This window comes from uncultured Dechloromonas sp., from assembly GCF_945957265.1.
GTDB lineage: Bacteria > Pseudomonadota > Gammaproteobacteria > Burkholderiales > Rhodocyclaceae > Azonexus.
This window is the reverse complement of the sequence record NZ_CAMFKO010000004.1, coordinates 40,233-65,359: the sequence shown is the minus strand read 5'-3', so window position 1 is coordinate 65,359 and position 25,127 is coordinate 40,233. Positions and strand designations below refer to the sequence as shown.

General features: G+C 64.6%; 20 protein-coding genes and 1 tRNA gene. 9 read left to right on the top strand and 12 right to left on the bottom strand.

The features are described from left to right. Window positions 1-18: 18 nt before the first annotated feature. Window positions 19-1,722, bottom strand: a complete 1,704-nt coding sequence (locus tag Q0P59_RS03705; RefSeq protein WP_295003703.1) for an AsmA-like C-terminal region-containing protein — start codon at window positions 1,720-1,722, stop codon at window positions 19-21. 79 nt (window positions 1,723-1,801) lie between these two features. On the opposite strand from Q0P59_RS03705, the gene Q0P59_RS03700 reads away from it, so the two are divergent. The 4 genes from Q0P59_RS03700 to Q0P59_RS03685 all read left to right on the top strand — a co-directional run bounded on the left by Q0P59_RS03700 (window position 1,802) and on the right by Q0P59_RS03685 (window position 5,513). Then, window positions 1,802-1,877: transfer RNA gene (locus Q0P59_RS03700), tRNA-Asn, on the top strand. Window positions 1,878-2,059: 182 nt separating this feature from the next. Continuing rightward, window positions 2,060-2,374, top strand: coding sequence for a hypothetical protein (locus tag Q0P59_RS03695; protein WP_295003701.1), 315 nt, complete (start codon window positions 2,060-2,062; stop codon window positions 2,372-2,374). Window positions 2,375-2,540: 166 nt separating this feature from the next. Further along, the gene (gene moaA, locus Q0P59_RS03690; RefSeq protein ID WP_295003699.1) at window positions 2,541-3,611 is read left to right on the top strand and encodes a GTP 3',8-cyclase MoaA; all 1,071 of its coding nucleotides are present in this window, start codon (window positions 2,541-2,543) and stop codon (window positions 3,609-3,611) included. Window positions 3,612-3,617: 6 nt separating this feature from the next. Further along, window positions 3,618-5,513 (top strand): GGDEF domain-containing phosphodiesterase, encoded by a 1,896-nt coding sequence (locus Q0P59_RS03685; protein ID WP_295003697.1) that lies wholly within the window; start codon window positions 3,618-3,620, stop codon window positions 5,511-5,513. 97 nt (window positions 5,514-5,610) lie between these two features. Here the strand turns inward: Q0P59_RS03685 and typA are convergent, their stop codons facing one another. The 4 genes from typA to Q0P59_RS03665 all read right to left on the bottom strand — a co-directional run bounded on the left by typA (window position 5,611) and on the right by Q0P59_RS03665 (window position 10,653). Then, window positions 5,611-7,452, bottom strand: coding sequence for a translational GTPase TypA (gene typA / locus Q0P59_RS03680; RefSeq protein ID WP_295003695.1), 1,842 nt, complete (start codon window positions 7,450-7,452; stop codon window positions 5,611-5,613). A 102-nt stretch (window positions 7,453-7,554) separates the two neighbouring features. After that, window positions 7,555-7,965, bottom strand: a complete 411-nt coding sequence (locus tag Q0P59_RS03675; RefSeq protein WP_295003693.1) for a hypothetical protein — start codon at window positions 7,963-7,965, stop codon at window positions 7,555-7,557. A gap of 7 nt (window positions 7,966-7,972) precedes the next feature. After that, window positions 7,973-8,365 carry a group II truncated hemoglobin gene (locus Q0P59_RS03670; protein WP_295003691.1) on the bottom strand — a complete coding sequence of 131 codons (393 nt, stop codon included), beginning with the start codon at window positions 8,363-8,365 and terminating at the stop codon, window positions 7,973-7,975. A gap of 17 nt (window positions 8,366-8,382) precedes the next feature. Beyond that, entirely contained in the window at window positions 8,383-10,653 is a 2,271-nt protein-coding gene (locus tag Q0P59_RS03665; RefSeq protein ID WP_366090208.1) for a YgiQ family radical SAM protein, read from the bottom strand. A gap of 74 nt (window positions 10,654-10,727) precedes the next feature. On the opposite strand from Q0P59_RS03665, the gene Q0P59_RS03660 reads away from it, so the two are divergent. From Q0P59_RS03660 to Q0P59_RS03650, 3 genes are read left to right on the top strand one after another with little or no spacing between them, the layout of a single operon-like run. Further along, window positions 10,728-11,075 carry an STAS domain-containing protein gene (locus tag Q0P59_RS03660; protein ID WP_295003689.1) on the top strand — a complete coding sequence of 116 codons (348 nt, stop codon included), beginning with the start codon at window positions 10,728-10,730 and terminating at the stop codon, window positions 11,073-11,075. Continuing rightward, window positions 11,072-12,034 (top strand): MBL fold metallo-hydrolase, encoded by a 963-nt coding sequence (locus Q0P59_RS03655; protein ID WP_295003687.1) that lies wholly within the window; start codon window positions 11,072-11,074, stop codon window positions 12,032-12,034. Before Q0P59_RS03660 ends, Q0P59_RS03655 begins: the two co-directional genes overlap by 4 nt. A 14-nt stretch (window positions 12,035-12,048) precedes the next feature. Next, entirely contained in the window at window positions 12,049-14,160 is a 2,112-nt protein-coding gene (locus Q0P59_RS03650; RefSeq protein WP_295003685.1) for a CHASE2 domain-containing protein, read from the top strand. Here the strand turns inward: Q0P59_RS03650 and Q0P59_RS03645 are convergent. Both Q0P59_RS03645 and Q0P59_RS03640 read right to left on the bottom strand, forming a co-directional pair. After that, complete coding sequence (locus Q0P59_RS03645) at window positions 14,157-14,738, bottom strand: OmpA family protein (RefSeq protein WP_295003683.1); 582 nt, start codon at window positions 14,736-14,738, stop codon at window positions 14,157-14,159. The genes Q0P59_RS03650 and Q0P59_RS03645 overlap by 4 nt on opposite strands. Then, window positions 14,731-15,189 carry a FecR domain-containing protein gene (locus Q0P59_RS03640; RefSeq protein ID WP_295003681.1) on the bottom strand — a complete coding sequence of 153 codons (459 nt, stop codon included), beginning with the start codon at window positions 15,187-15,189 and terminating at the stop codon, window positions 14,731-14,733. Before Q0P59_RS03640 ends, Q0P59_RS03645 begins: the two co-directional genes overlap by 8 nt. Before the next feature lie 61 nt (window positions 15,190-15,250). Between Q0P59_RS03640 and Q0P59_RS03635 the strand changes: the two genes are divergently transcribed. Next, complete coding sequence (locus Q0P59_RS03635; protein ID WP_295003679.1) at window positions 15,251-15,610, top strand: ATP-binding protein; 360 nt, start codon at window positions 15,251-15,253, stop codon at window positions 15,608-15,610. 7 nt (window positions 15,611-15,617) lie between these two features. Here the strand turns inward: Q0P59_RS03635 and Q0P59_RS03630 are convergent, their stop codons facing one another. From Q0P59_RS03630 to Q0P59_RS03610, 5 genes are read right to left on the bottom strand one after another with little or no spacing between them, the layout of a single operon-like run. Then, window positions 15,618-18,107 (bottom strand): FtsX-like permease family protein, encoded by a 2,490-nt coding sequence (locus Q0P59_RS03630; RefSeq protein ID WP_295003677.1) that lies wholly within the window; start codon window positions 18,105-18,107, stop codon window positions 15,618-15,620. Further along, window positions 18,104-20,191 (bottom strand): EAL domain-containing protein, encoded by a 2,088-nt coding sequence (locus Q0P59_RS03625; RefSeq protein ID WP_295003675.1) that lies wholly within the window; start codon window positions 20,189-20,191, stop codon window positions 18,104-18,106. The genes Q0P59_RS03630 and Q0P59_RS03625 overlap by 4 nt, the downstream gene beginning before the upstream one ends. Before the next feature lie 27 nt (window positions 20,192-20,218). After that, window positions 20,219-21,580 (bottom strand): DNA repair protein RadA, encoded by a 1,362-nt coding sequence (radA, locus tag Q0P59_RS03620; protein WP_295003673.1) that lies wholly within the window; start codon window positions 21,578-21,580, stop codon window positions 20,219-20,221. Continuing rightward, window positions 21,581-22,690: an alanine racemase gene (gene alr, locus Q0P59_RS03615; RefSeq protein ID WP_295003671.1), complete on the bottom strand. Its 1,110-nt coding sequence runs from the start codon at window positions 22,688-22,690 to the stop codon at window positions 21,581-21,583. It lies immediately after the preceding gene. Beyond that, on the bottom strand, window positions 22,687-23,589 hold the full coding sequence (locus Q0P59_RS03610) for a LysR family transcriptional regulator (protein WP_295003669.1): 903 nt from the start codon (window positions 23,587-23,589) through the stop codon (window positions 22,687-22,689). The genes alr and Q0P59_RS03610 overlap by 4 nt, the downstream gene beginning before the upstream one ends. A gap of 261 nt (window positions 23,590-23,850) precedes the next feature. Here Q0P59_RS03610 and lplT point away from each other — a divergent pair, with 261 nt between their 5' ends. Then, on the top strand, window positions 23,851-25,116 hold the full coding sequence (gene lplT, locus Q0P59_RS03605) for a lysophospholipid transporter LplT (RefSeq protein WP_295003667.1): 1,266 nt from the start codon (window positions 23,851-23,853) through the stop codon (window positions 25,114-25,116). Window positions 25,117-25,127 lie beyond the last annotated feature (11 nt).

The window sequence follows — 25,127 nt, the reverse complement described above, 5'->3', positions numbered from 1 at the left end:
ACCTCGGTTCCGCCTTTTTTACTTGTGCCCGACAGCCGTCAAATCGGGCAAGCTTCCATAGACCCGCAGCGGAACATTCGTCCTCGCGACCGACGACTGCAGGACAACCGCCATGCTTCCCTCCAGCCGTCCGTCGCGCTCCGCCACGAACTGCCCGCTGGCGGTCACCACCCCGGCATCCATCCGCACATCCCTCGAGACAATCTGCTTCGGCGTTACCGACAGCGTCGAACGCAACCAATCAAACTTGGTCGCCCCGCCACGGACATCCGAAGTGCCGTTACGCCGCGCCGCCTCGCCGAGATCGACCCCGTACAGCGTACCCCGGGATATTTCGGTGCTCAGGGAAGCCTCCACATTGCGCCACAGGGCCTCCCAGTTGGGACCATTGGCACGCAACCTGAACGACCCGCTCAACTCGCCCTCCATCTTCAAGGATGGAACAAACGCCGCACCCAGCTTGCGTACGTCTATTCTGCTCAGCGTGCCATCCCCGGCCATGGCCAGACCCTTGCTCCAGTCCACCAGCCAGTTGCCGCGAAGTATCCCTCCCAGGAAGGTGGTATCAATGTTCTGAACGAGCAGTTTGTCGCCCTGCAGCACCCCACTGGCCTGCAGAGAGGCAAAAACGGCCGACGTACCCGCCGGCTTCCAGGCACGACCTTCGATATTCAAGCCTATTCCGAGCGACACGGGTTTCGCTTCAATCAGCAAACTGCGGTCGTTGCTTTCAAATGTCGCCTTCTCCATGCTTCCGTCGGCACGGAAACTGATGTCCCCGTAAAGGTCGGAAAACGAGAGCCCCTCCGCCACAACGACCTCGGAATGCTCGACGCGCAATTTGCGGACCAGCATCCCCTGCCCCTTCCCCTCGCCAGGCTGGAAGAATGGCAAGGCAGCCAGCTGTTTTGGCGACAGGTGCGCGCCGCTCACATCGATGCGCGAAATCTGCACCGGAGCCCCCCCGAGCAGCGCCAACGGCGATGAAATCCGGATTTCATCGACCCGCCCCTCGCCGTCGCGGCCCACCTTGACACCCGCCAGCTTGAGATGCGGCGTGGGATAGACCGCCAGACCGACGCGCCCCACCGTTACCGGCGCGCCGACAAACCGGCTTGCCGCCGCCTCAAGCTCGGGCGTGAAGCGCTCATACGGATAAAACAGAAGCGTGCCTGCCCCCAGCAAGCCTACGGCCAAAAATGCGAGCCCGAGGTGGCGGAGATTCAGGGGCGATGATCTCCGGACATCCGGCACAGGCTCGCGCTCGGCCTGAAACGGGGGTGGCATCATGGACGGCTTGAAACCGCCGCTCGCCCCGGTTCCCCCTGTCGGCAAAAGCGGTTTGCCAAAGGACGAAAAATTGCTGGTCGCGCCTGACGACTCTGGCGACGTCGCCGGCGTGGTGGTTTTTGCGCCAAAAACGGAGAATTGAGACATCGGCTGCTGCGGCTCCTGGTACCCAGCCCCCTCCACGGCCCTGGCGCGCTCGATCCAGACCTGATCTTCCGGTTGCAACGGAACGATGTAGCCCCCCTCCGCCAACTCGCGCAACGCGGCTTCGACAAGGCGGGGGTTGCCGATCTTGGCCGACAGCTCCTGAACACTCATCTTTCCATCGACCTGCACCAGAACCATGCGCAGGTTTCTTTGGACAACGCGCGTACTTTGCCGTACCGCTTCGTCGCCGGTCGGGGTTTTTGCGTAGATCAGATTGGTGTTCATATCCGTATATTATTGTTGTTCAAAAAGGCACAAACGGCTTGACTGAAGGGGATTCTACTCCTATAATGCGCACCTCTGTTCCTCGATAGCTCAGTCGGTAGAGCGCCGGACTGTTAATCCGTAGGTCCCTGGTTCGAGCCCAGGTCGAGGAGCCACAGAAAAATGTAGAAAGCCATCCATTCGGGTGGCTTTTTGCATTTCAGGCCCCGCGAGCGCGGCATACCCTCCCCTCACGACGAATCTCAATCACCCAGGGCGTGAAATAGTTGGCTGACAAGTCGCCCCGACGGCGATAGCTTGTGAATCGTCAATCGAGATGGCACTCCGGGAGTGCAAAATGACTTACAAGTTTGGCCGATCAGCCCTGACATCGCTAGCCGCAACCGCCAGCACCGCCGCCGGATACGTGGATGCCTGCGACACAGGCGCATGGCACACCCGCCTGGACCCCGCCCACTACCAGATCTGCGGAACGCTGCTTTTTCATATTTTCTCGATGATCGATGCCAAGGACGCATTTCCCGCGCTGATCGAGCAATCCGCCGCTGCCCGCGATATCTACGAATCGCTCAAGATCTCCCATCGCCTGGAAATCGGCCGGCGCATTTACTACCCGCAACTGAGCGCCCTGCTGCAAAAGCTGTCGGCGTGAGCAACCAAACCCGGCCACCCGCAGGTCATCTTTGCCGGGTATCGGGAAGACATCCGAACTTTTCGGATTTTGATCTCTCTACTTGTTTCGTAGATGTCTCACACCGATAATCGGCGTCCAGACACTCCCCGCTGTTCGGGGCAACCAAGCCAAGCCGACGTCCGCCATGCACAACGAAACACTCAGACCAGAAAGCACCCCAGCCGGACTGGCCGATTTCTCGCCGGTGATCGCACCGTCGGCAACGACGCACCAGGCTGGCACGCTCCTCGACAAATACGGCCGGCGTATCACCTACGTCCGCCTGTCGATCACCGATCGCTGCGACTTCCGCTGCACCTACTGCATGGCCGAGGAAATGACATTCCTCCCGCGCCACGAAGTCATGAGCCTCGAAGAGTGCCTGCGCGTTGCCTCGGTGTTCGTCGGGCTTGGCGTCAGCAAACTGCGCATTACCGGCGGCGAGCCGCTGGTTCGCAAGGAAGTCATGTGGCTGATCGAACGCCTGGGGGCGCTCCCCGGGCTGGAAAACCTGGTCCTGACGACGAACGGTTCGCAACTCGACCGGTTTGCCGCCCCGCTGCGCGCAGCCAAGGTGAAGCGCATCAATATCAGCCTCGACACCCTGCGTCCGGACCGCTTCAAATCGATCACCCGCATTGGCGACCTGGGCAAGGTGCTGAGCGGCATCGAGGCGGCGCGCCAGGCCGGTTTCACCCGCACAAAACTGAACACCGTGATGATGCGCGGCGTGAACGATGACGAATTCGTCGACCTCGTCCGCTTTGCCGTCGACAACGAGCTGGACCTGTCCTTCATCGAGGAAATGCCGCTCGGGGCCATCAACGGACGAAACAACACCTTCATTTCCTCCGAGGAAACGCGCGCCCTGCTGGCCAGGCACTTCGACCTGATTCCCTCGACCGAGAGCTCCGGCGGCCCGGCGCGCTACTGGCGCATTCCCGGCAGCGAATCCCGCATCGGTTTTATCTCGCCGCACAGCCACAATTTCTGCGACACCTGCAATCGGGTCCGGATCACCGCCAAGGGCGAACTCTACCCCTGCCTCGGCCAGAACGACGCCAGCAACCTCCTCCCCGTGCTGCGTGCCGGCGACGACGACGCGGTGCGCCAGATGATCGTCGACAGCATGGGCATCAAGCCGTTCGGCCACGACTTCACGCAGCAGATGGACGCTCCCCACGTCGTTCGCTTCATGTCGATGACCGGGGGCTAGGTCAGCGTGCAGCGGCTCGGACTCGCCAAGCTATCCCGATCTTCCTCGCTGCAACATCGCCGCTTCGATTCATCCCCCCTGAGCACAACGCTGGTCGTCTTCCTGTTCGCCAGCTTTGCGAGCTACCTCCTTTTCCCGGGCTTTTTGACGGCACTGCTGATGACTGCCGCCCTCGCCGGCGTCGCCACGCGAGCCTACGTGGACTGGCATGCCTTCCAGTCCGTTCGCCGTGCCTACGACATGGCGATGCTGGCGGCCCACGATGGCTTCTGGGAATGGGACCCGACCACCAAGGCGCTGCACGTCGGCACCCGCCTGCTGGAAATCCTGGGTTACCAGGAAGATTTCCTGTCCGACACCCACGCCTGGCTCAAGCTGGTCCACCCCGAGGACATCGATGCCTACAACCGCGCGGTTGCCTCCCACCTCAAGGGAGAAAGCGAATTCTTCTACTGCGAGTACCGCGTGCTGGCCAGCGATGGCGCTTATCGCTGGATAGCCTCCCGCGGACTGGCGGTTCGCGACCACAAGGGCTGGGCCTACCAGATGGTCGGTTCGGTCACCGATATCACCGACCGCAAGCTCCACCAGGAGGAACTCGAGTTCCTCGCCCAGCACGACAGCCTGACCGGCCTGCCCAACCGCCTGATGTTCGCGGAAAAGCTGCAGATGGCCATCGAGTCCGCCCGCGAAAGGAGCCGGCGCCTTGCGGTCATGTTCATCGATCTCGACCGCTTCAAGAACATCAACGACACGCTGGGGCATCGCGCCGGAGACCAGCTGCTGCAACTGGTCACCCAGCGCCTGACCAAGGGACTGCCCGCGAACTGCAGCCTATTCCGCCAGGGCGGGGATGAATTCATCGTCCTGCTCAACCCCGTCGACGACGCCAATGCAGCCTTCCTGACCGCGATGCTGCTCAAGGAGCTGATCGCCACGCCGATCAGCGGCGGCGAAAACGATTTCTTCACCACCGTCAGCATCGGCATCAGCCTGTTCCCGGAAGATGCCGCCGACGGGGAAACCTTGCTGCGCCACGCCGACACCGCCATGTACGAGGCCAAGGCGGCGGGCGGCAATACGATCCGCTCGCACACCCCGGTGATGAACGAACGCATCACCTTCCGCATGGCCCTTGAAACGAAACTGCGCCATGCGCTGGCGGAAAACCGCCTGGAGCTCTTCTACCAACCCCAGACGGACTGCGCCAGCGGTCGCCTGACGGGGGCCGAGGCCCTGCTCCGCTGGCATGACGGCGATCGCTACATTCCTCCGGACCACTTCATCCCGGTCGCCGAGGACAGCGGCCTGATCATCCAGATCGGCGAATGGGTGATCGAACAAGCCATTGCCCAGGTCATCGCATGGCGTGCCCGCGGCCTGCACGTTCCGCCGGTCGCGATCAATCTGTCGCCCCGGCAATTCTGGCGATCCTCGGTCTCCGACTTCATGCTGGAAAAGATGGAACTCGCCGGGCTGCCCACCTCGGCCTTCAAGGCGGAAGTGACCGAGTCGGTGCTGCTCGATGCGGAAAACATCAGCATCGAGGAACTGCAGCATCTTCATGCCGCCGGCGTCATGATCGCCCTCGACGATTTCGGAACCGGCTACTCCTCCCTCTCCTATCTTCAGCGACTCCCCATCGGCACGCTGAAGATAGACAAATCCTTCATCAACAACCTGGTACTCGACGACGGCACGCCCGGCAGCGAACCCATGGTCAGGGCGATCATCGCCATGGCCAAGAGCCTGTCGCTGGAAGTCGTCGCCGAAGGCGTCGAAACGCAGTTGCAGCACCGCGAACTCGAGAAACTGGGATGCGACGTGATCCAGGGCTACCTGATCAGCCGGCCTTTGCCAGCGAATGAATTCGCCGAAAAATTCCTGACCGGCAAGCAATAGGCGGGGCTACGGCCGGTTTGCCGCAAAAAAAAGGCGACCCGATGGGCCGCCTTTTTTAATCCCCGAACGCTGACGCGCAAGGGGATGCATGTGCGAATTACAGGCCGCGCTGGGCGCGCTTGCGTTCGATTTCCGTCAGGAAGCGCTTGCGCAGGCGAATCGACTTCGGCGTCAGTTCGACCAGTTCGTCCTCGTCGATGAACTCGACGGCGGACTCCAGGCTGAGCTGGACCGGCGGCACCAGGCGGACGGCTTCGTCGGTACCGGAAGCGCGCACGTTGGTCAGCTGCTTGCCCTTGATCGGGTTCACGACGAGGTCGTTCTCGCGGCTGTGGATGCCGATGATCATGCCTTCGTACAGCTTCTCGCCCGGGCTGACGAACATGCGGCCGCGATCCTGCAGCTTCCACAGCGCGTAGGCCACGGCTTCGCCGTTGTCCTGGGAGATCAGCACGCCGTTGCGACGCTCGGCGACATTGCCTTCCTTGACCGGGGCGTAGTCGTCGAAGACGTGGCTCATCAAGCCGTTGCCGCGCGTCAGGTTCATGAATTCGCCCTGGAAGCCGATCAGGCCGCGCGCCGGGATGCGGTACTCGATACGGACGCGACCGCGGCCGTCCGGCACCATGTCCTGCAGCTCGCCCTTGCGCAGGCCGAGGCTTTCCATGACGCCGCCCTGGGTGTCTTCCTCGACGTCGACGGTCAGCTGCTCGTACGGCTCGCACTCGACGCCGTCGATGACCTTCTTGACGACGCGCGGACGGCCGACGGCCAGTTCGTAGCCTTCTCGACGCATGTTCTCGAGCAGGATGCCGAGGTGCAGCTCGCCACGGCCAGCCACGTCGAAGACGTCGCCGTTCGGGGTGTCATGCACGCGCAGCGCCATGTTGGTCAGCAGCTCTTTGTGCAGACGGTCGCGGATCTGGCGGCTGGTGACGAACTTGCCTTCGGTGCCGGCCAGCGGGCTGGTGTTGACCATGAACTGCATGGACAGGGTCGGTTCGTCGATCTTCAGCAGCGGCAGGGCTTCCGGCTGGTCCGGATCGGTCACCGTGCAACCCAGCACGAGGTCCTCGATACCGGTGATCTGGACGATGTCGCCGGCCTGGCCTTCATCCATCTCGACCTTGTTCAGGCCCTTGTAGCCGAACACCTGGCCGATCTTGGCCTTGATCGGGGAACGGTCGTGCTCGGCGGCCTCTTCTTCGGTACCGAACATGACCATGACGTTCTGGCCGGTCTTGACGCGGCCGCGGATGATCTTGCCGACGCCGATGCGGCCGACGTAGGACGAATAATCGAGTGCGCTGATCTGCAGTTGCAGCGGCGCGTCGACATCGGCGTCCGGAGCCGGCACGTGGCGCAGGATGGTATCGAACAGCGGCTTCATGTTCTCGCGCGGCTGATCGAGTTCCATGGCCGACCAGCCGTTCAGGCCGGAGGCGTAGACGATGGGGAAGTCGAGCTGCTCATCGGTGGCGCCCAGCTTGTCGAAGAGGTCGAAAGTCAGGTTGACGGCATTGTCGGGATCGGCGCCGTCGCGGTCGACCTTGTTGACCAGAACGATCGGACGCAGGCCCTGGGCCAGCGCCTTCTTGGTCACGAAACGGGTCTGCGGCATCGGGCCTTCGGCCGCGTCGACCAGCAGGACCACGCCATCGACCATGCCCAGCACGCGTTCGACTTCACCGCCGAAGTCCGCGTGGCCCGGGGTGTCGACGATGTTGATGTGGATGCCTTCGTACTCGACTGCCGTGTTCTTGGACAGAATCGTGATGCCACGTTCCTTTTCCAGATCGTTGGAGTCCATGACGCACTCGACCAGTTGCTGGTGAGCCGCGAAGGTGCCGGACTGGCGGAGAAGCTGGTCGACCAGGGTGGTTTTACCATGGTCAACGTGAGCGATGATGGCGATGTTGCGAATCGGACGAGCGGACATGTCGGGGGAACCCTAAGCCTTTGAAAAAGGCGATGATTCTACCACGTTGCCCGGCCATTTTGCTGCACTGCGAAAAAACTGCCTGCTGCGCGATTGCGCCAGTCAATCGCTGACCAGCTTGCGCTCCGCCAGCCAGGCCATCGCCTGTGCCTCGCCATCGACGAAAACGACCTCGAACGGCGCCTCGCCAATGGCCTCGCGGAAAACGATCTCGTAGAACCGGGCGAACCGGGGATCGGCAAAATGATACGCCACGGCAACCAGGCCGGACCGGGCCAGCATGGCGTTGCTGTCCCGCCATTGCGGAACAAGATCCGGCGCCACCAAGGCTTCGCCGCGCACCGTACAGTAAGCGCCCCAGCGCTCCGGCCTGCTGCCCGTTCTTGTCTGCAGGCTGGCCACATAGGCGTCGAAGGTCTCGCGGTTCCACGGCCCTTCCGCATCCAGCACGAAAACGCCCCGCTCCTGCCTCAGCTCGAAACAGCCATGCGGACGAAACAGTGGGGCGGCCATCGCGCGGTCAGCCTTCTCGATTCCGCATGAAGTCGGCGGTATGGAAAAAGTTGCCGAGCAGAACCTTGCGGATATCCTCGTTCAGGCCGATATCCTCCATGGCCAGCGCCATGCAGGCCACCCACTGATCGCGCTCCTGGATGCCGATGGCGAAAGGCATGTGGCGACCGCGCAGGCGGGGGTGACCGAACTTTTCGACGAACAGGTCGGGGCCGCCCATCCAGCCGGACAAAAACATGAACAACTTGTCGCGGGAACCCTGCAGGTCGTCGGGATGCATGGCGCGCAGTTCCTTGAATTGCGGAACGGTCGCCATCAATTCGTAAAAACGGTCGCACAGCTTCCCGACGGCCATTTCGCCGCCGATCTTTTCGTAGGTGGTTGTGGTTTGTTCTTCCATCTTGCTCTCCGAGATTGTCACGGCGTCCGTTTCTTGCGTGGCGCACCGCCGCTCTTGCCGCAACCCGCCGCGCCGCGCGCCGCCGGTCGGTTGGCGCCACGATGGGGCGACGTACCGCTCTTGCCCGGCCGCGCCGACGCACCGGCCGGGGAGCGCTGCCCCTCCTTGGCCTGGCGAGCGACCATGGCGGCCGCCTTGAGGCCGGTGCCGGCCGGCTGCCAGGCGGGAATCAGCTGCTTCTTGCCGTTGCCGATCAGGTCGTTGCGGCCCATTTTCTTCAGCGCTTCGCGCAGGAGCGGCCAGTTTTCCGGATCGTGGTAGCGCAGGAAGGCCTTGTGCAGCTTGCGCTGGGCGCCGTTGCGCACCGCCCCGACGACTTCGCCGCCTTCGCGCTGCAGCTTTCTCAGCGGGTTCTTTTCCGTGTGGTACATGGTCGTGGCGAGGGCCATCGGCGTCGGCAGGAAGGTCTGCACCTGGTCGAGGCGGAAGTTGTTCTTCTTCAGCCAGAGCGCCAGGTTGAGCATGTCCTCGTCCTGCGTGCCGGGGTGCGCCGCGATGAAGTACGGAATGAGGTATTGCTCCTTGCCGGCCTCGCGCGAGAAGCGGTCGAAGAGCTGCTTGAAGCGGTCGTAGGTGCCGATGCCCGGCTTCATCATCTTGGAGAGCACGCCCTCCTCGGTGTGTTCCGGCGCGATCTTCAGGTAGCCGCCGACGTGGTGCTGGACCAGTTCCTTGATGTATTCCGGCGAACGCACGGCCAGGTCGTAGCGCAGGCCGGAGCCGATGGTGATGCGCTTGACGCCCTTGACGGCGCGCGCCCGGCGGTAGAGCGAGATCAGCGGCGCATGATCGGTGTTCATGTTCTCGCAGATGTCCGGATAGACGCAGGACAGGCGGCGGCAGGCCGATTCGATCTTCTCGTCCTTGCACTTCAGGTGGTACATGTTGGCGGTCGGGCCGCCGAGGTCGGACACCACGCCGGTGAAGCCCGGCGTCTTGTCGCGCATTTCCTCGATTTCGCGGATCACCGAGTCCTCCGAACGGCTCTGCATGATGCGCCCCTCGTGCTCGGTGATCGAGCAGAAGGTGCAGCCGCCAAAGCAGCCGCGCATGATGTTGACCGAGAAGCGGATCATTTCCCAGGCCGGGATCTTGGCATCGCCGTAGCTCGGATGCGGGCGGCGGGCGTACGGGGATTCGTAGACGCCGTCCAGCTCCTCGGTGGACAGCGGAAAGGGCGGCGGATTCAGCCACACGTCTCGCTCGCCGTGGGCCTGGACGAGCGCCCTCGCATTGCCCGGATTCGACTCGAGGTGGAAGGTCCGCGAGGCGTGGGCGTATAGCACCGCGTCGTCCTGCACCTGCTCGTAGGACGGCAGGCGGACGACGGTGTGGGCGCGCACCGCGCGCCGCGCGGCCAGGCGTTCGGCGCGCGGCAGCAGGCGGATGGCCTGCTCGCCGGGTTTACCGGCCGTCGCGCAGTCGGATTTCGACGCGCTGTCGTCCATTGCGTACGGGTCCTTGTGCTGCACCAGCGGCCCCGGGGTATCGACCTCGCTCGAATCCATGACCGCCCAGTCCTCGCCGGGCAGCCAGCCGGGCGGCACCATGAAGGCGGTGCCGCGCAGGTCGCGGATATCGGCAATCTTCTCGCCCTTGGCCAGGCGATGGGCGATTTCAACGATGGCGCGCTCGGCATTGCCGAACACCAGCAGGTCGGCCTTGGAGTCGGGCAGCACGGAGCGGCGCACCTTGTCCGACCAGTAGTCGTAGTGCGCGATGCGGCGCAGGCTGGCCTCGATGGAGCCGATGATCACCGGCGTGCCGGGAAAAGCCTCGCGGCAACGCTGGGCATACACGGTGACGGCGCGGTCCGGACGCTTGTTCGGCTCGGCGTTCGGCGTGTAGGCGTCGTCGGAGCGGATCTTGCGGTCGGAGGTGTAGCGATTGACCATGGAATCCATGTTGCCGGCGGTGACGCCATAGAACAGGTTGGGCTTGCCCAACCGGCGGAAGGCATCGGCCGAGTTCCATTCCGGCTGGCTGATGATGCCGACGCGGAAGCCCTGCGCTTCAAGCAGGCGGCCGATCAGCGCCATGCCGAAACTGGGATGGTCGATGTAGGCGTCGCCGGTAATCAGGATGATGTCGCAGGAGTCCCAGCCCAGCGCATCCATCTCGCCACGCGACATGGGCAGGAATGGCGCCGGCCCGAAGCGATGCGCCCAGAATTTGCGATAACCGAAAAGCGGACGCGATATTGAAGAGGAAAGCTGATTCGAATTCATACACTATTTTACCTGAGTGAGCCGACGGGCATGGCATACTCGCCGTTCCGCAGTATCCGAACCCTTGCGCGATCATGAATCTACCCACACGCGAACAGGCCGGCGTCCTGATTGTTTCCGTCAGCGGCCGCATAGACCACATTGCCAGCGAAGAGTTCGCGCAGGCACTGGAACCCTTGCTGACACGCTGCGCAAAAGGCCAGGCAGCGCTGCTCCTCGATTTTTCGGCGGTGGACTACATCAGCAGCGCCGGGCTGCGCGTATTGATGATGGCTTCGCGCCGCGCCAAGGCGCAGCAGGGCATCTTCGCGATCGCCGCCCTGCAGCCGCTGGTTCAGGAAGTCTTCGCGATCAGCCGCTTCAACCTGATCGTCCCCTGCTACGCATCGGTCGACGCCGCCTGCAAGGTCGTCGGCGCATGAACGAGGTCGTTTTCTGGGGGACGCGCGGCTCGCTGCCGGTATCCCTGACCCACCGCGACATCCGAGAAAAGATCACCGGCGCCCTGATGGCCGCCAACGGCAAGAGCTTCAAGACCCGCGCCATGCTCGACGAGTTTGTCGACCAGCTGCCTTTCGCGATCAACGGCACCTTTGGCGGCAACTCATCCTGCGTCGAAATCGTCGGCGACGGCCCGGCGCACTTCATCTGCGACATGGGCAGCGGCGCCCGGGCGCTCGGCCAGGCCAAGATCGCCAAGTACGGCGTTCCCAACCCGCAGACCTACCACATCTTCATTTCCCACCTGCACTGGGACCACCTGATGGGGTTCCCGTATTTCGCGCCGATGTACTACCCCGGCAACCGGATCGTGATCCACGGCTGCCACCCGCACCTGGAAGCGTCGTTTCGCCAGCAGATGCATGCCCCCAACTTCCCGGTGGATTACGCCCAGGCCGGTGCGCGCATCGAGTTCGACCTGATGACCCCGGGCAAGCCGCACTACATTTCGGGCCTCAACGTCACCCCGAAGCTGCAGCATCATGCCGGCGACTCGTACGGTTACCGTTTCGAAAGCCTGGACCGCACCGTCGTGTATTCGACCGACTCCGAACACAAGCTCGACAACCCGGCCGAATACGAAGCCTTCGTGCGCTTTTTCGCCAAGGCGGACCTCGTCATCTTCGACGCCATGTACTCCCTTGCCGAAGCCGTTTCGGTCAAGGCCGACTGGGGGCATTCCAGCAACGTGGTCGGCGTCGAGCTCTGCCAGGCCGCCGCTGCCAGGCGCCTGGCGCTCTTTCATCACGAGCCGATGCACGACGACAAGCAACTCTCCCGGCTGGTCGCCGAAACCCGCCGCCTCGAGCAGATCACCCGGGGCAACCGCCAGCCGCTCGAAATCATTTCCGCCTACGACGGACTCAGCGTCACGTTGTGAGTCGACTGCCGGCAATGCTCCTCACCGTGATCCGTGCCGGACGCGGGCGGGCCTTTCCGTTGCTGTTGCTGCTCCTGGCCGCCGGCCTGCTCACGCAACCCGAGACGCAGCCGCTGCTCGGCATCCGCGAGGCGCAATTCGACCACTACCAGCGGGTGCTGCCCCGACAACGGGAGAGCGAACCGGTGGTCATTGTCGGCATCGACAGCCAGAGCCTCGTCCAGTTGGGGCAATGGCCCTGGTCGCGCGACCTGATCGCCGCCCTGGTCGACAAAATCCAGGCCGGCCGGCCGCTCGCCCTGGGCATCGACGTGGTGTTCGCCGAACGCGACCGCTACAGCCCGGAAGTGCTGGCCCGGCACATCCCCGGCATGACAGCCGACACCCTGGCCGCGCTGCCGGACCCCGACCGGAAGCTGGCAGCCGCCCTGGAAGGGACGCCTGCCGTCCTCGCCCTGGTCGGCCTGAGCAAGCCCCTGCCGGGCGGGCGGCAACCCGCCAAGCCCCTGCCCGTCTTCGACCAGGACGCATCGCGCGACCGCTTTCTACCCCACTTCGTCAGCGCCCTCGCCAGCCGCCCCGTCATCGCCGCCGCAGCCGCCGGCGAAGGCCTGATCAACGCCACGCCGGAACTGGGTCAAGCCGACAACCAGCGCGGCGTGTTGCGACGGGTGCCGACACTGGCCTTCGTCAACGAGCTTCCCTTCCTGTCCCTGCCGCTTGAAATGGTCCGCGTGGCGCTCGGCGAGGCAGGCAGCGTGCAGACGGAAGACGGAGCGCACGGGATGCAGGCCATCCGCATCGGCGACTACCGCCTGCCGGTCCAGCGCAACGGCGAACTGCTGCTGCACTTCGGGGCTTCCAGCTCCCACTACTACCTGTCGGCGGCCGACGTCCTGGCGGGAATGCACGACCCGGCGCTTTTCCGCTCGCGCTTCGTGATCATCGGCTTCAACAGCACCGGGCTGCAGGATCGCATCGTCACCCCGCTGGGCGAGAGCCTCCCCGGCGTCGACATTCACGCCCAGGTGATCGAAAGCGTGCTCGCCGGCCATGCCCTGCAACGCCCGTACTGGATGCAATGGGCCGAAATGGCCACGCTGCTCGGGGTCGGCCTGGCGCTCATCGCCTTCATCCCGCGCTTGCGGGCACGCTACGCCGTTCTGGGCTTCGCGCTGGCCGCCACCGCCATCCTGGCCGGGGGCTACCTGGCCTTTTTCTCTGCGCGCTACCTGTTCGACGGCGCATCCCTGCTGCTCCTGCTCTGCCCGCCATTCATCTCGCTGCTCGGCAACACCCTGATCGCCGCGGACAGCCTGCGACACAGCGCCGAGGCCCAGTTGCAACAAAGCCGGGAGGAAGCGGCCCACATGAACGGCGAACTCGATGCGGCCAGGCGCATCCAGATGGGCCTGCTGCCGGACACCGCCAGGCTTTTCCCCGATGAACGGCGTTTTTCGGTAGCTGCCCTGCTCGAACCGGCACGCGCCGTCGGCGGCGATTACTACGACTGCTTCATGCTGGACGAACGCCGGCTCTGCGTTGCGATCGGCGACGTGTCCGGCAAGGGCGTTCCGGCCAGCCTGTTCATGGCCATCTCGAAAACCCTGACCGCAACGCTGACCCGGCGCCACGCCGAGCTCGGCTCTGCCTTCCGCGACATCGAAGCGGAACTGAACCGCGAGAATCCGGAATACCTCTTCGTGACGGCCTTCATCGGCATTCTCGATGTCGAGAGCGGACACCTCGACTATGTCTGCGCCGGCCACGATGCCCCGTTGATCGTTCGCAACGGACGATTGCTGTCCGTCGACACCCGGGCCATCGCCGGCCCGCCGCTCTGTGCCGCCGGCAGCTACCCTTTCGAATCGGCCGGCATGCAGTTGCAAGCCGGCGACCTGCTCTGCCTGTTTACGGATGGCGTAACCGAAGCCATGCATGGGCAGGAAATGTTCGGCGTCGTGCGCCTGCGGGCGGCAATCGTGGCCTTCGGCGCGACACCCGTGCACGACTGCGCGTCGTCGCTGCGCGACGCGGTCAGGCGCTTCGAGGCCGGCCACCCGCCGGCGGACGACCTGACCTTGCTGTTTTTACGCTGGCACGGCGCGGCAGGTGGCCAAGACTAGCGGACGTTGATCTCGACGCGCCGGTTGCGGGGCTCGTCCACCTCGTCGGCGGTCGGCACCAGCGGGTCGCTTTCGCCGCGGCCAACCGTTTCCAGCTTGCCCGCATCCACGCCGCTGTCGACCAATACGTCACGAATCAACTCGGCACGCTTGAGCGACAGCCTGGCGTTGCCATCCGCGCTGCCAACGCGATCGGTATGCCCGATGACCAGGACTTCCGAGGCCGGCCGTTCGGCCACTTCCTTGCGGATGACTTCCAGCGCGGCCTGGGATTCGGCCGTCAGCACGTTGCCTCCACTCTCGAAGTGAAGGATGTAGGCGCTCGGACGCGGCGGTTGCACGGCCAGGGCCTGGCCATAGCGCTCCGACACTTCCTGGGGCGAGGATTGATAAACCCGGTTGCTGTCCAGCGTCCGCTTGAGCGCGGCATAGGGCTGGTCGAGGCGAATCTCGCCGGCCTGGTCGCGAACGACCACCGCCCCGGGCGCGCCGTCGCCCGACGGCAGCAGCACCACCCGCTCGCTGGCGCAAGCACCCAGGAAAACGGCGGCGACGCCGAGCAGAAGCGCCTTATTCATCGCCGTCGCCCTCCACTTCGATGACGAACTCCGTACCCCGGACACCGAGGATGGAAGTCGGCGTGTGGAAATCGACCGATTCCGGCGTGCGCTTGGCGATCCGCCCGGAGGCGACGGCCAGCGTCCCCTTGCGAACGCCGACCGAAATCTTTCCTTCCTGCGTGACGCTGTCGTAAGCGAAGCGGTCGATGACGATCAGCGAATTGGGCCCCGCGGACAGCAAGGTATTGTCGCGCAGGGTAACGCCGACCGAGCCATCCGGTCCGGTCCGGACACGGTCCGCCACCTGCACCGGCGTTCCCACTCCGGCAGCCAGCTTCCGGCCCTCGCGTTCGATACTGACGGCCCCCTTGCTGACCTTGACCATCCCGGCCTGTTCCGCCCACAACGGTGAAGAAGCAAGGATCGATACGGCCGCCGCACCGGCAAGCGCCCAATGTGATCTAATCATGCCCTACTCCCCGGTTAATTCGATGGCTGCCAATTCTACGGATATTTCAGTTTGCGCGCGCATGTCCGAGCTGCCCAGGCTCATGCTGGCGCTCGCCGAAGGCACGCGGCAATTCGGCTTTCCGGAGGAAATCGCGCTTCGGCTGCAGCTGATCGTCGAGGAGCTCTTCACCAACACCGTCCTTCACGGCCATGGCGGCGAAGGCGAGGCCGCCGTGACCTGCCGGATGGCACAACATCCCTCCGGCATCCTGCTGTGCTACACCGATGCCGCGCCCGCCTACGACATCACCCGCGCGCCGGAGCAAACGGCCTCCGAAGCCGTGATCGGCGGCCTCGGCATCGCGCTGATTCGCGGCCTCAGCCAAGAGGTGCATTACGCCTGGCAGGACGGCCTGAACGTCTACGAAATCCTGGTCTGAGCGCGCTTTACGCACCATTGCGCAGGGCCAGAAGCGGCGGCGCGCGCAACAGCCGGCGAAATCCCTGCCAGCCGATCGCGACGGTCAATACGGCCCCGCCCGCCGCCGAAACCAGGGGAAGCCAGAGATTGGGCGCCAACTCGAGCTGGAAAGCCTGGCGGCTGACAACATCCCCCAGCACCATGGCGCCCGCTGCGGCAAACAGCCCGGCGAGCGCGCCGACGATGGCCAGTTCGACATGCATCGCCCGCACCAGCTGCTGCCGTTGCGCCCCCAGGGCGCGCATCACGGCCAGTTCGTAGCGACGCTCGTCGAAGGCCGTGAGCATGGCCGAATACAGCACGATGCCGCCAGCCAGCAGCGTGAAGACGAAAACGAACTGGATGGCCCGGGCGACTTGCCCGATCACCGATTGCAACTGGCGAAGCACCGCATCGACATCGATCAGCGTCAGGTTGGGAAAACGCCTGACCAGATCCGCCGTGGCCGCAGCCCGCTCCGGCGGCAGGTAAAAGCTGGTGATGTAGCTGGCCGGGGCGTCTTCAATGACTCCCGGTGGCGCCAGGACGAAGAAATTGACGCGCATCGAATCCCAGGAGAGCTTGCGCAGGCTGCTGACCCGCAGCGTTTTCTCCACGCCGGCGACGACAAAGGCCAGTTCGTCGCCCATCCGGATGCCGAGGGTCTTGGCCAGCCCCTCCTCCACCGAGGCCAGCCCCTGGCCGCTCTCCTCGGGCCGGAACCATTGCCCGGCAACGAGCCGGTTGCCGTCCGGCAGGTCGGCTCGCCACGAAAGATTGAACTCGCGCTCGATCAAGCGCTGGGCGCGTTCATCCTCCGGGTAGCTGGCCGGGCTGACCGTTTGCCCGCCGATGCGCACGAGCCGCGCGCGCACCATCGGCAACAGCTCGGACCCGATGCCGAGTTTACGCAGTTCGCTGGCCAGCGCTTCCCGCTGCTCGGGCTGGATGTTGATGATGAAGCGATTCGGCGCATCGGCGGGCATCGAGCCCTGCCAGGTCGCCAGCAGATCGCCCCGGATGACGGTGAGCAGGAGCATGGCCATCAAGCCGACCGCCAAGGCGACGACCTGGATCGCCGCCGACGGGGCATGCCGGCCCAGGCTGGCCAATCCCTGCCGCCAGCCGAAACCGGCGCCGCCTCGCCAGCGCGAAACGACGGCGATGAACAGCCGGGCAATCGCCCAGAAGGTCGCCAGCGCCCCGGCAAACCCGGCCACGGCGACAAGCCCGAGACGAAGGTCGCCGGCGACCCAGACGATCAGCGCCGCCAGCAGGAGCAGGCCGAAGAGGTAGCCGCCAAGCAGCGATGCCTGCGGTGCGCCAAGCTCGCGTCGCAGCACGCGCAAGGTCGGCACGCGCGCCAGTTGCAACAATGGCGGAAAGGCGAAACCGAACAACAGCACGCCGGAAACCCCGCTGCCGGCCGCCAAGGGCAAGCCGCCGGCAGCGGGCAAGTCGAGCGCGAGCACGTCGCGCAGCCACTTCATCAGCATGAAATGCGCGGCATAGCCCAGCGCACTGCCCAGCAAACCGGCGAGCAGGGACAGCCAAAGAAACAGGGTGGCGTGCAATCCGAGCAGGCCGGCCTGCGTCATGCCCAGGCAGCGCATCACCGCGCAGGCATCGAGGTGGCGCTGCATGTAGCGACGCGCTGCCAAGGCCACCGCCACGGCCGAGAGGATCACCGTGAGCAAGGTGGCAAGGCCGAGAAAGCGCTCCGCACGGTCGAGAATGCTGCGTATCTCGGGACGGGCATTGCCGGCATCCTCGACGCGTTCCCCGTGCGCCAGCTGGCCATCCAGCCATTTCCGGTAAGCCGCGACATCGCGCTCGTCGCCCGCCAGCATCAGCGTGTAACGAATTCGCGCCCCAAACTGGACCAGCCCGGTGGCGGCGATGTCGTCCAGATGCATCATCAAGCGCGGCGCGAGGCTGAAGAAATTGACCCCGCGGTCCGGCTCGCGCGTCAGTATGGCCGCCACCGGCAGCGTCGCCCCGCCGACCCTGAGCGCTTCGCCGGCATGGACGGTCAGCGCCGACGCCAGGCGTTCGTCGAGCCATACCGACCCCGCTTCCGGACCGTGCCCCGCCTCGCGGCTGCTCTCTTCGCCGAGAGGAATGCGCCCCAGGCTGCCGCGCAGCGGATAGCTGCCGGAAACCGCCTTGATATCGGCCAGCTGGGCCTGTCCGCCGGCCATCACCATGCTCGGGAAGACCAGGGTTTCCGCCAGTCGCAGGCGATGGCGGCGGGCTTCCTCGCGATAGCGTTCCGGCAAGGGATGATCGGAGGTGACGATCAGGTCGCCCCCCATCATCTGTTGCGCCTCGCGCTGCAAGCCCTGGCGCACGCGGTCGCCGAAGAAGCCGACGGCGGTTACCGCGGCGACGGCCACGACCAGGGCGGCAAAAAGTAGCCTGAGTTCGCCGGAGCGCAGTTCCCGGCCGAGCAGCCGCCAGGAAAACGCGGCAATCATGTCGCCCTGGACCAGCGCGTGCGGAATTCGGCCGGCGCCACCGCCCGGCCATGCAGGTAGCCTTGCAGCTGCTGGCAGCCGAGTTCGGCGAGGAATGCCGCCTGCTCCTCGGTTTCGACGCCCTCGGCCACCACTTCGAAGGACAGGCTGCGGGCCAGTTCCATGATGGTGCGAATGATCGCCTCGTCGCCGCCGTTGCTGCCGATGCCTTCGACAAACGAGCGATCGATCTTGAGCTGCTGGATGGGCAGCATTTTCAGGTAGCTGAGCGACGAATAGCCGGTGCCGAAATCGTCGAGCGCCAGGCTGATGCCCAGGCTGCGCAGTTTTTCCAGCAAGCCGAAAGAGTCGCCGACCGCCATGACGACCGATTCGGTCAGCTCCAGCTTGAGATGGCTCGGGTTCATGCCGGTATCGGCCAGAATGCTGTCCAGCACATCGATGAACTCGGGGCGCTCGAGTTGCTTGACGGACAGGTTCACCGACACCTGGGGCAGTTCGAAACCGCTCTCCCGCCAGATCATGAATTGCCGGCAGGTCTCGCGCAGCACCCAGTTGCCCAGGCCGACGATCAGGCCCGAATCTTCGGCGATGGGAATGAAACGGCTCGGCATGACCAGGCCCAGCTCGGGGCTTTCCCAACGCACCAGCGCCTCGGCACCGACCAGCCTGGTGCTCCGGGTATCGACCTGCGGCTGCAGGTGCACCCTGAATTCGCCGTGTTCGAGCGCGCGCCGCAGCAGGTTTTCCATCTGGATGCGCTCCTGCGCCAGCAGGGTCATGTCGGGCGTGTAGAAATGGTAGTTGCCGCGCCCGCTGAACTTGGCGCGATACATGGCCGTATCGGCATTGCGCATCAGCGCCAGGACGCTGTCGCCATCGCCCGGGAAAAGGCTGATGCCGACCGAGGCGGTGAGGAAGAGCTCATGGTCCCCGAGCTGGAACGGCTGCTCGAATGCGTCGATGATCTCCTGGGCCAGCACCTCGACCTCGCGCTCGTCGCGTACCGCCTCCATCAGGCAGATGAACTCGTCGCCGCCGAGGCGGGCGAGCATGTCGATGAGGCGGACATGCTCGGCCAGGCGGGAGGCCACCGCCACCAGCAATTCGTCGCCGACCCCGTGGCCGAGCGAATCGTTGACCTGCTTGAACTGGTCGAGGTCGATGAACAGGACCGCCAGCCGCTCGTCGCGCTGGGCGGTTTCGCGCAGGCTTTCCTCGAGGCGCTCGATGAAGCAGCGGCGGTTGGCCAGCCCGGTCAGCGGGTCGTGATAGGCCAGGTAGTTCAGCTTGCTCTGCGCCTGGCGCCGCTCGGAGATTTCGCCTTCGAGCTGCACGTTGGTCCGCTTCAGCTCCTCGGTGCGCGCCGCCACCTGCACTTCCAGGGTGTCGCGCGCCGCCTTGATCCGCCCTTCCTGGTCCTCCAGGATGCCCTGTGCCCGGCGGACCACCAGGAACTGCATCAGGTACAGGAAGGCGAAGGTCAGCACGATGCCTGCCGTCACCCACCACAGATTGCGCTCCAGTTCCTCGACGAAGGGCGTGACGTTCTGATACAGCTCGAACACCCCTTCGACCGAATTGTCCTTGCCGCGGATCGGAATGTAGCTGGCCAGCACGTCGATGTCGGCGAGCGTCCCCTCGAGGCTGTCGGGGGTGTTTCGATGCGTCAGCTCGCTGAGGACCAGACCGTTGATCGCCGCCTTGAACCCCGGGCTGGCCAGCCTGTTTTCGCCGATCTGGCGGGCATCGGTCGAGAAAATCACGTTGCCGACCCGGTTGTACACCTTCACCTTGATGACCGACGTTCCGTGCATCAGGATATGCGCGTTGTCCTGAATGTGAGCGCGGCTGCCGGACTCGGCCAGCGCGCTCGCATCGCGCCCGGTCGACTCGGCCAGCAAGCCGAGCAGCGGTTCATGCAGCGAGTTCTGGAAAACCTGCGCCATGGCGACGTTCCGCCCCTGGGCCAGATCCTTCATCTGCTGCAGGGACAGCTTCTGGTACAACGGCCCCAAAACACCGGCGGCGAGCACGATGAGTATGAAGCTGACCGTCGAGAAATAGCGTGACAGGTTGAACATATCAGCCGAAAGTATTATTCCGGAAGCTTATTCCATCTCGCGTATTCGCGCCACCGCCTCTTCCACGCGCCTGACCGCGATCACCTCCATGCCGGCTATCCCCTGTTTCGGTCGATTGGCCTCCGGGATCAGGGCCCGGCTGAAACCAAGCTTGGCCGCCTCCTTGAGACGCTCCTGGCCGCGCGGTGCCGGGCGGATTTCCCCGGCCAGGCCAACCTCGCCGAAAACGATGAGTTTCGATGGCAGCGGCTTGTTCTTGAGCGACGAGGCGATCGACAGCAGCACCGCCAGGTCGGCCGCCGGCTCGGTGATCTTGACGCCGCCCACCGCATTGACGAAGACATCCTGATCGAAGCAGACGATACCGGCATGGCGATGCAGGACGGCCAGCAGCATGGCGAGACGCTGCGCCTCCAGGCCGACCGTCAGGCGACGCGGATTGCCGTGGGCGGTATCGACCAGGGCCTGGATTTCGACCAGCAGCGGCCGCGTGCCCTCCTGCGTGACCATCACGCAGGAACCCGGCACGTCCTGGGCATGCTGCGACAGGAACAGCGCCGACGGGTTGCTGACCCCTTTCAGTCCGCTCTCGGTCATGGCGAAGACACCGAGTTCGTTCACCGCCCCGAAACGGTTCTTGAAGGCGCGCACCAGGCGGAAGCTGGAATGGGTATCGCCCTCGAAATAGAGCACGGTATCGACGATATGTTCGAGCACGCGCGGACCGGCCAGCGCTCCCTCCTTGGTCACGTGCCCGACCAGGATGACGGTGATGCCGGCCTGCTTGGCCAGGCGCGTCAGCTGGGCGGCGCATTCGCGCACCTGGGCCACCGAGCCGGGAGCGCTCGACAGCTGGTCCGACCACAGGGTCTGGATCGAGTCGATCACCGCCACCACCGGCTTCTCGGCCTGCAAGGTAGCCAGGATGCGCTCCAGGTTGATTTCCGCCATCAGCGGCAGGCGCCGGGTATCCAGCCCGAGCCGGCGCGCCCTCAGCGCCACCTGTTCGCCGGATTCCTCGCCGCTGACGTAGAGCACCTTGTGCTCCGCCGACAGATGGGACAGCGCCTGGAGCAGCAAGGTGCTCTTGCCGATGCCCGGATCGCCGCCGATGAGCACGACGCCGCCGGCCACCAGGCCGCCGCCGAGCGCCCGGTCGAATTCGCCGATGCCGGTCGGAATGCGCTCGGCCTCGCGCGCCTCGATTTCCGACAGGTTCTGCAGCCTGGCCGCCGGCGCCAGGGACTCGAAGCGGCTGTTGGTCGGCGCTTTCTCCGCCACCGTCTCGACCAGCGTGTTCCAGTCGTTGCAGCCCGGGCATTGTCCCTGCCACTTGGGGCTGGTGGCGCCGCACTCGGTGCAGGTATAAACCGTTTTCAGCTTGGCCATTCAGCGCCTTTCGCTTGCCGCCGGGTCGGCCAGCACCACGGGGACCCGCGCGGCGAGCGCGCAGAAGAGTTCGTAGGCGATCGTGCCGGCCGCCGCGGCGACCTCGTCCGCCGGCACCGTCCCGGCGAGCCCGTTCCCCCACAGCGTGACCGGGGAACCGATTCCCGCTTCAGGTATGGCGGTCAGGTCGCAGGCCAGCATGTCCATCGAGACCCGCCCGACGGTCGTGGTCCGCTGCCCCATCACGGCGATGGGCGTGCCGCTCGGCGCGTGGCGCGGGTAGCCGTCGGCATAGCCGCAAGCCACGATGCCGATGCGCATCGGCCGCTCGGCGGTAAAGGTGCCGCCGTAGCCGACCCGCTCGCCGACCGCCAACTCCTGCACGCCGATGATGGCGCTTTCCAGCGCCATCGCGGGCTGCAGGCCGAGCGTTGCGGCATCGCGGTCGGCAAAGGGGCTGGCGCCGTAGAGCATGATGCCGGGGCGCACCCAGTCGCCATGGGTCTGCGGGTGCGCCAGGATCGCCGCCGAATTGCCGAGGCTGACCTTGCCCTTCCAGTCGCCGGCCATGTCCTTGAAGCGGGCCAGTTGCCAGGCCACGCCGCGTTCGCCGTCGGCTTCGGCGAAATGGGTCATCAGCGTGATGTCGACCGGCAGCGTCCGCAACACCTCCAGCGCCCGCGGCAGCGTGGCCGCGGTGAAGCCGAGACGATTCATGCCGGTATTCAGCTTCAGGTAAACCGCTACGGGCGCCGCAAACTGTCCGCTGCCGACCAGCAACTCGAGTTGTTCGAGGCAATGGATGACGCAGGTGAGGCGATGCTCGACCACCGAGCGCACATCGCGCGCGCTGAATACCCCCTCGAGCAGGAGGATGGGCTGGCTGACCCCGGCTTCGCGCAGGGCCACGGCGTTTTCGCACTCGAGCAGGGCAAAGCCGTCGGCCTCGCCGCGGAGGGCTTCGACCGCCCGCCACTGCCCGTGGCCGTAGGCATTGGCCTTGATGACGGCCCAGGCCCGGGCGTGTGGAGCCTGTTGCCTGGCCAGCCGGTAATTGTTGCGGATTGCGTCGGGGGTGATACGTGCCCGGATTGGGCGAGAGGTCTTCATAAAGCCAGTTCTTTCAGCTTGCTCTTGGCAAAATCGATAAAGGTGGCGCTCAGGCGCGACTGGAAGCGGTCCTGCGGGAAAACCAGGTAAAGGCTGCGCGTCAGCGACGGCTTGAGCGGTATCGCGACCAGGTCGCCCAACTGCAGTTCCTTCTCGACCACCGCCCGCGACACGATCGCATAGCCGAGCCCGGTGGATACCACGCCCTTCAGCGCCTCGGGGCTGCCCAGTTCCATCTGCATCTTGAGGCTGTCGGGGGCGACTCCGTGGCTGCGGAAGTAGGCATCGGTGATTTCCCGCGTGCCGGAACCCGGCTCCCGCGAGATGAATTCGTATTCGGTCAGCACCTTGGGGGTCACCGATTTCATGTCGGCGAGGGGATAGTCCGGCGCACAGATGACGCGCAGTTCGTCCTCGCAGCAAATATGGCTGGTCAGCCCGGTCACTTTCGCCGGCGCTTCGATCAGTCCGATATCGATCGTATGCTCGGCGACGCGGGTCTCGATGCTTTCCGAATTGGCGACGATGAGCCGCGCCCGGACCTGCGGGTACAGCGCGTTGAACTCTCCCAGCACGCGCGGCAGCATGAATTCGGCGATGGTCGTGCTGGCCCCGACCAGCAGCGGACCGCGCATCTCCCCGGTCATTTCGGAAAGGCGGGTATCCATCTCGTCCGACAGCGCCAGGATGCGCTCGGCGTACGAGAGCACCAGTTCCCCGGCCGGGGTCAGCGCAATGCTGCCGTGCCGGCGCTCGAAAAGGCGGGTGCTGTACTGCTCCTCCAGTTGCTTGATCTGGAAGGTGACGGCCGGCTGCGTCATGAACAAGGCATCGGCGGCCCGCGTAAAACTCAGGTGCTTGGCTACGGCATGAAAAACCTGCAAACGCCGATCAGCCATGTTGATTCTCCCGAATAGTGTGCGGACGTTATTTCATCACATTCCAACGGGGTTCCGGGCGACCGGATGAGGCCCGGAAGAAAATATTGATGGGTCGCGGAAAGCCCGGCACGTCATCAATGCGTAATCGCCATGACACAGACTGGGTATTTTCTCCGGCGCGACGAGGACATGCATAAGAGCGATAAACGCGCAAGCCTTGCGCCCAATCCTGAGCGTGGTATAAACCTCGCCCAAAGTTATATAAGAGACAAGACTTTCGTGCCATTCGGCTTCTACATCATCATGGCGGCGCAGTTTTTTTCCGCGCTGGCCGACAATGCCCTGCTTATCGCTGCCATCGCCGCCTTGCGCGAGATGCAGGCGCCCGCCGAATACGAGCCGCTGCTCAAGACCTTCTTCACCGTTTCCTACGTGGTCCTCGCCGCCTTCGTCGGCGCCTTTGCCGACTCGATGCCCAAGGGTCGCGTCATGTTCATCAGCAACACGATCAAGATCCTCGGTTGCAGCATGATGTTCTTCGGCGCCCATCCGCTGGTCGCCTACGCCATCGTCGGCCTGGGCGCCGCGTGCTACTCGCCGGCCAAATACGGCATCCTCACCGAATACCTGCCGCATCGCCTGCTCGTCGTCGCCAACGGCTGGATCGAAGGCCTGACCGTCGGCGCCATCATCCTCGGCGTTCTCATCGGCGGCATGCTGATTCGCCCGGACATCGCCCAGCACCTGCTGTCCTTCGACTTTCCGCTGTTCGAAACCGGCATCGACACCATCGGCGAAATGGCCCTCTCGGTCGTTGCGCTGCTTTACATAGTGGCCGCCCTGTTCAACCTCTACGTCCCGAACACGGGCGTCGACCACAAGCAGCTCAAGAAGAACCCCTGGTTCCTGATCCACGAATTCAACCATTGCCTGGCCCTGCTCTGGCGCGACAAGCTCGGCCAGATCTCGCTGGCGGTCACCACGCTGTTCTGGGGAGCCGGCGCCACGCTGCAGTTCATCGTCATCAAATGGGCGGAAGTCGCGCTCAACCTGGGACTGTCCAAGGCATCCATGCTGCAGGGGGTGGTCGCCGTCGGGGTTGCGGCCGGCGCCATCATTGCCGCCAAGTACATCACCCTGCGCAAATCCGTCCGCGTCATTCCCCTCGGCATCGCCATGGGCCTGATCGTGCTGGTCATGAACTTCGTCGACAGCATCTGGCTGGCCGTCCCCCTGCTCGTCCTCATCGGCGGGCTGTCCGGCTTCTTCGTGGTGCCGATGAACGCCCTGCTCCAGCATCGCGGCCATATCCTGATGGGTGCCGGGCACTCGATCGCGGTGCAGAACTTCAACGAGAACATTTCCATCCTGGTCATGACCGGCCTGTATTACCTGATGATCAAGATGGACATGTCGATCTACTGGGTCGTCACCCTGTTCGGGCTGTGCGTCAGCGGCCTGATGTACATGATCCGCCAGCGCCATCTCGCCAACCAGGCGATCCAGGACGACGTCCGGCACCTCGACGACACGACGCACCACTGACTGCCCGGCTG

What these genes read in the sequence shown, in the direction of transcription:
- Q0P59_RS03670 (WP_295003691.1), bottom strand. Translation starts at nt 8,365, where the DNA reads ATGGAAGAACAAACCACAACCACCTACGAAAAGATCGGCGGCGAAATG.
- Q0P59_RS03650 (WP_295003685.1), top strand. Translation starts at nt 12,049, where the DNA reads ATGCTCCTCACCGTGATCCGTGCCGGACGCGGGCGGGCCTTTCCGTTG.
- Q0P59_RS03610 (WP_295003669.1), bottom strand. Translation starts at nt 23,589, where the DNA reads ATGGCTGATCGGCGTTTGCAGGTTTTTCATGCCGTAGCCAAGCACCTG.
- Q0P59_RS03660 (WP_295003689.1), top strand. Translation starts at nt 10,728, where the DNA reads ATGAATCTACCCACACGCGAACAGGCCGGCGTCCTGATTGTTTCCGTC.
- Q0P59_RS03645 (WP_295003683.1), bottom strand. Translation starts at nt 14,738, where the DNA reads ATGAATAAGGCGCTTCTGCTCGGCGTCGCCGCCGTTTTCCTGGGTGCT.
- alr (WP_295003671.1), bottom strand. Translation starts at nt 22,690, where the DNA reads ATGAAGACCTCTCGCCCAATCCGGGCACGTATCACCCCCGACGCAATC.
- Q0P59_RS03665 (WP_366090208.1), bottom strand. Translation starts at nt 10,653, where the DNA reads ATGAATTCGAATCAGCTTTCCTCTTCAATATCGCGTCCGCTTTTCGGT.
- Q0P59_RS03640 (WP_295003681.1), bottom strand. Translation starts at nt 15,189, where the DNA reads ATGATTAGATCACATTGGGCGCTTGCCGGTGCGGCGGCCGTATCGATC.
- Q0P59_RS03625 (WP_295003675.1), bottom strand. Translation starts at nt 20,191, where the DNA reads ATGTTCAACCTGTCACGCTATTTCTCGACGGTCAGCTTCATACTCATC.
- moaA (WP_295003699.1), top strand. Translation starts at nt 2,541, where the DNA reads ATGCACAACGAAACACTCAGACCAGAAAGCACCCCAGCCGGACTGGCC.
- radA (WP_295003673.1), bottom strand. Translation starts at nt 21,580, where the DNA reads ATGGCCAAGCTGAAAACGGTTTATACCTGCACCGAGTGCGGCGCCACC.
- Q0P59_RS03695 (WP_295003701.1), top strand. Translation starts at nt 2,060, where the DNA reads ATGACTTACAAGTTTGGCCGATCAGCCCTGACATCGCTAGCCGCAACC.
- Q0P59_RS03655 (WP_295003687.1), top strand. Translation starts at nt 11,072, where the DNA reads ATGAACGAGGTCGTTTTCTGGGGGACGCGCGGCTCGCTGCCGGTATCC.
- Q0P59_RS03675 (WP_295003693.1), bottom strand. Translation starts at nt 7,965, where the DNA reads ATGGCCGCCCCACTGTTTCGTCCGCATGGCTGTTTCGAGCTGAGGCAG.
- typA (WP_295003695.1), bottom strand. Translation starts at nt 7,452, where the DNA reads ATGTCCGCTCGTCCGATTCGCAACATCGCCATCATCGCTCACGTTGAC.
- Q0P59_RS03635 (WP_295003679.1), top strand. Translation starts at nt 15,251, where the DNA reads ATGTCCGAGCTGCCCAGGCTCATGCTGGCGCTCGCCGAAGGCACGCGG.
- Q0P59_RS03630 (WP_295003677.1), bottom strand. Translation starts at nt 18,107, where the DNA reads ATGATTGCCGCGTTTTCCTGGCGGCTGCTCGGCCGGGAACTGCGCTCC.
- Q0P59_RS03705 (WP_295003703.1), bottom strand. Translation starts at nt 1,722, where the DNA reads ATGAACACCAATCTGATCTACGCAAAAACCCCGACCGGCGACGAAGCG.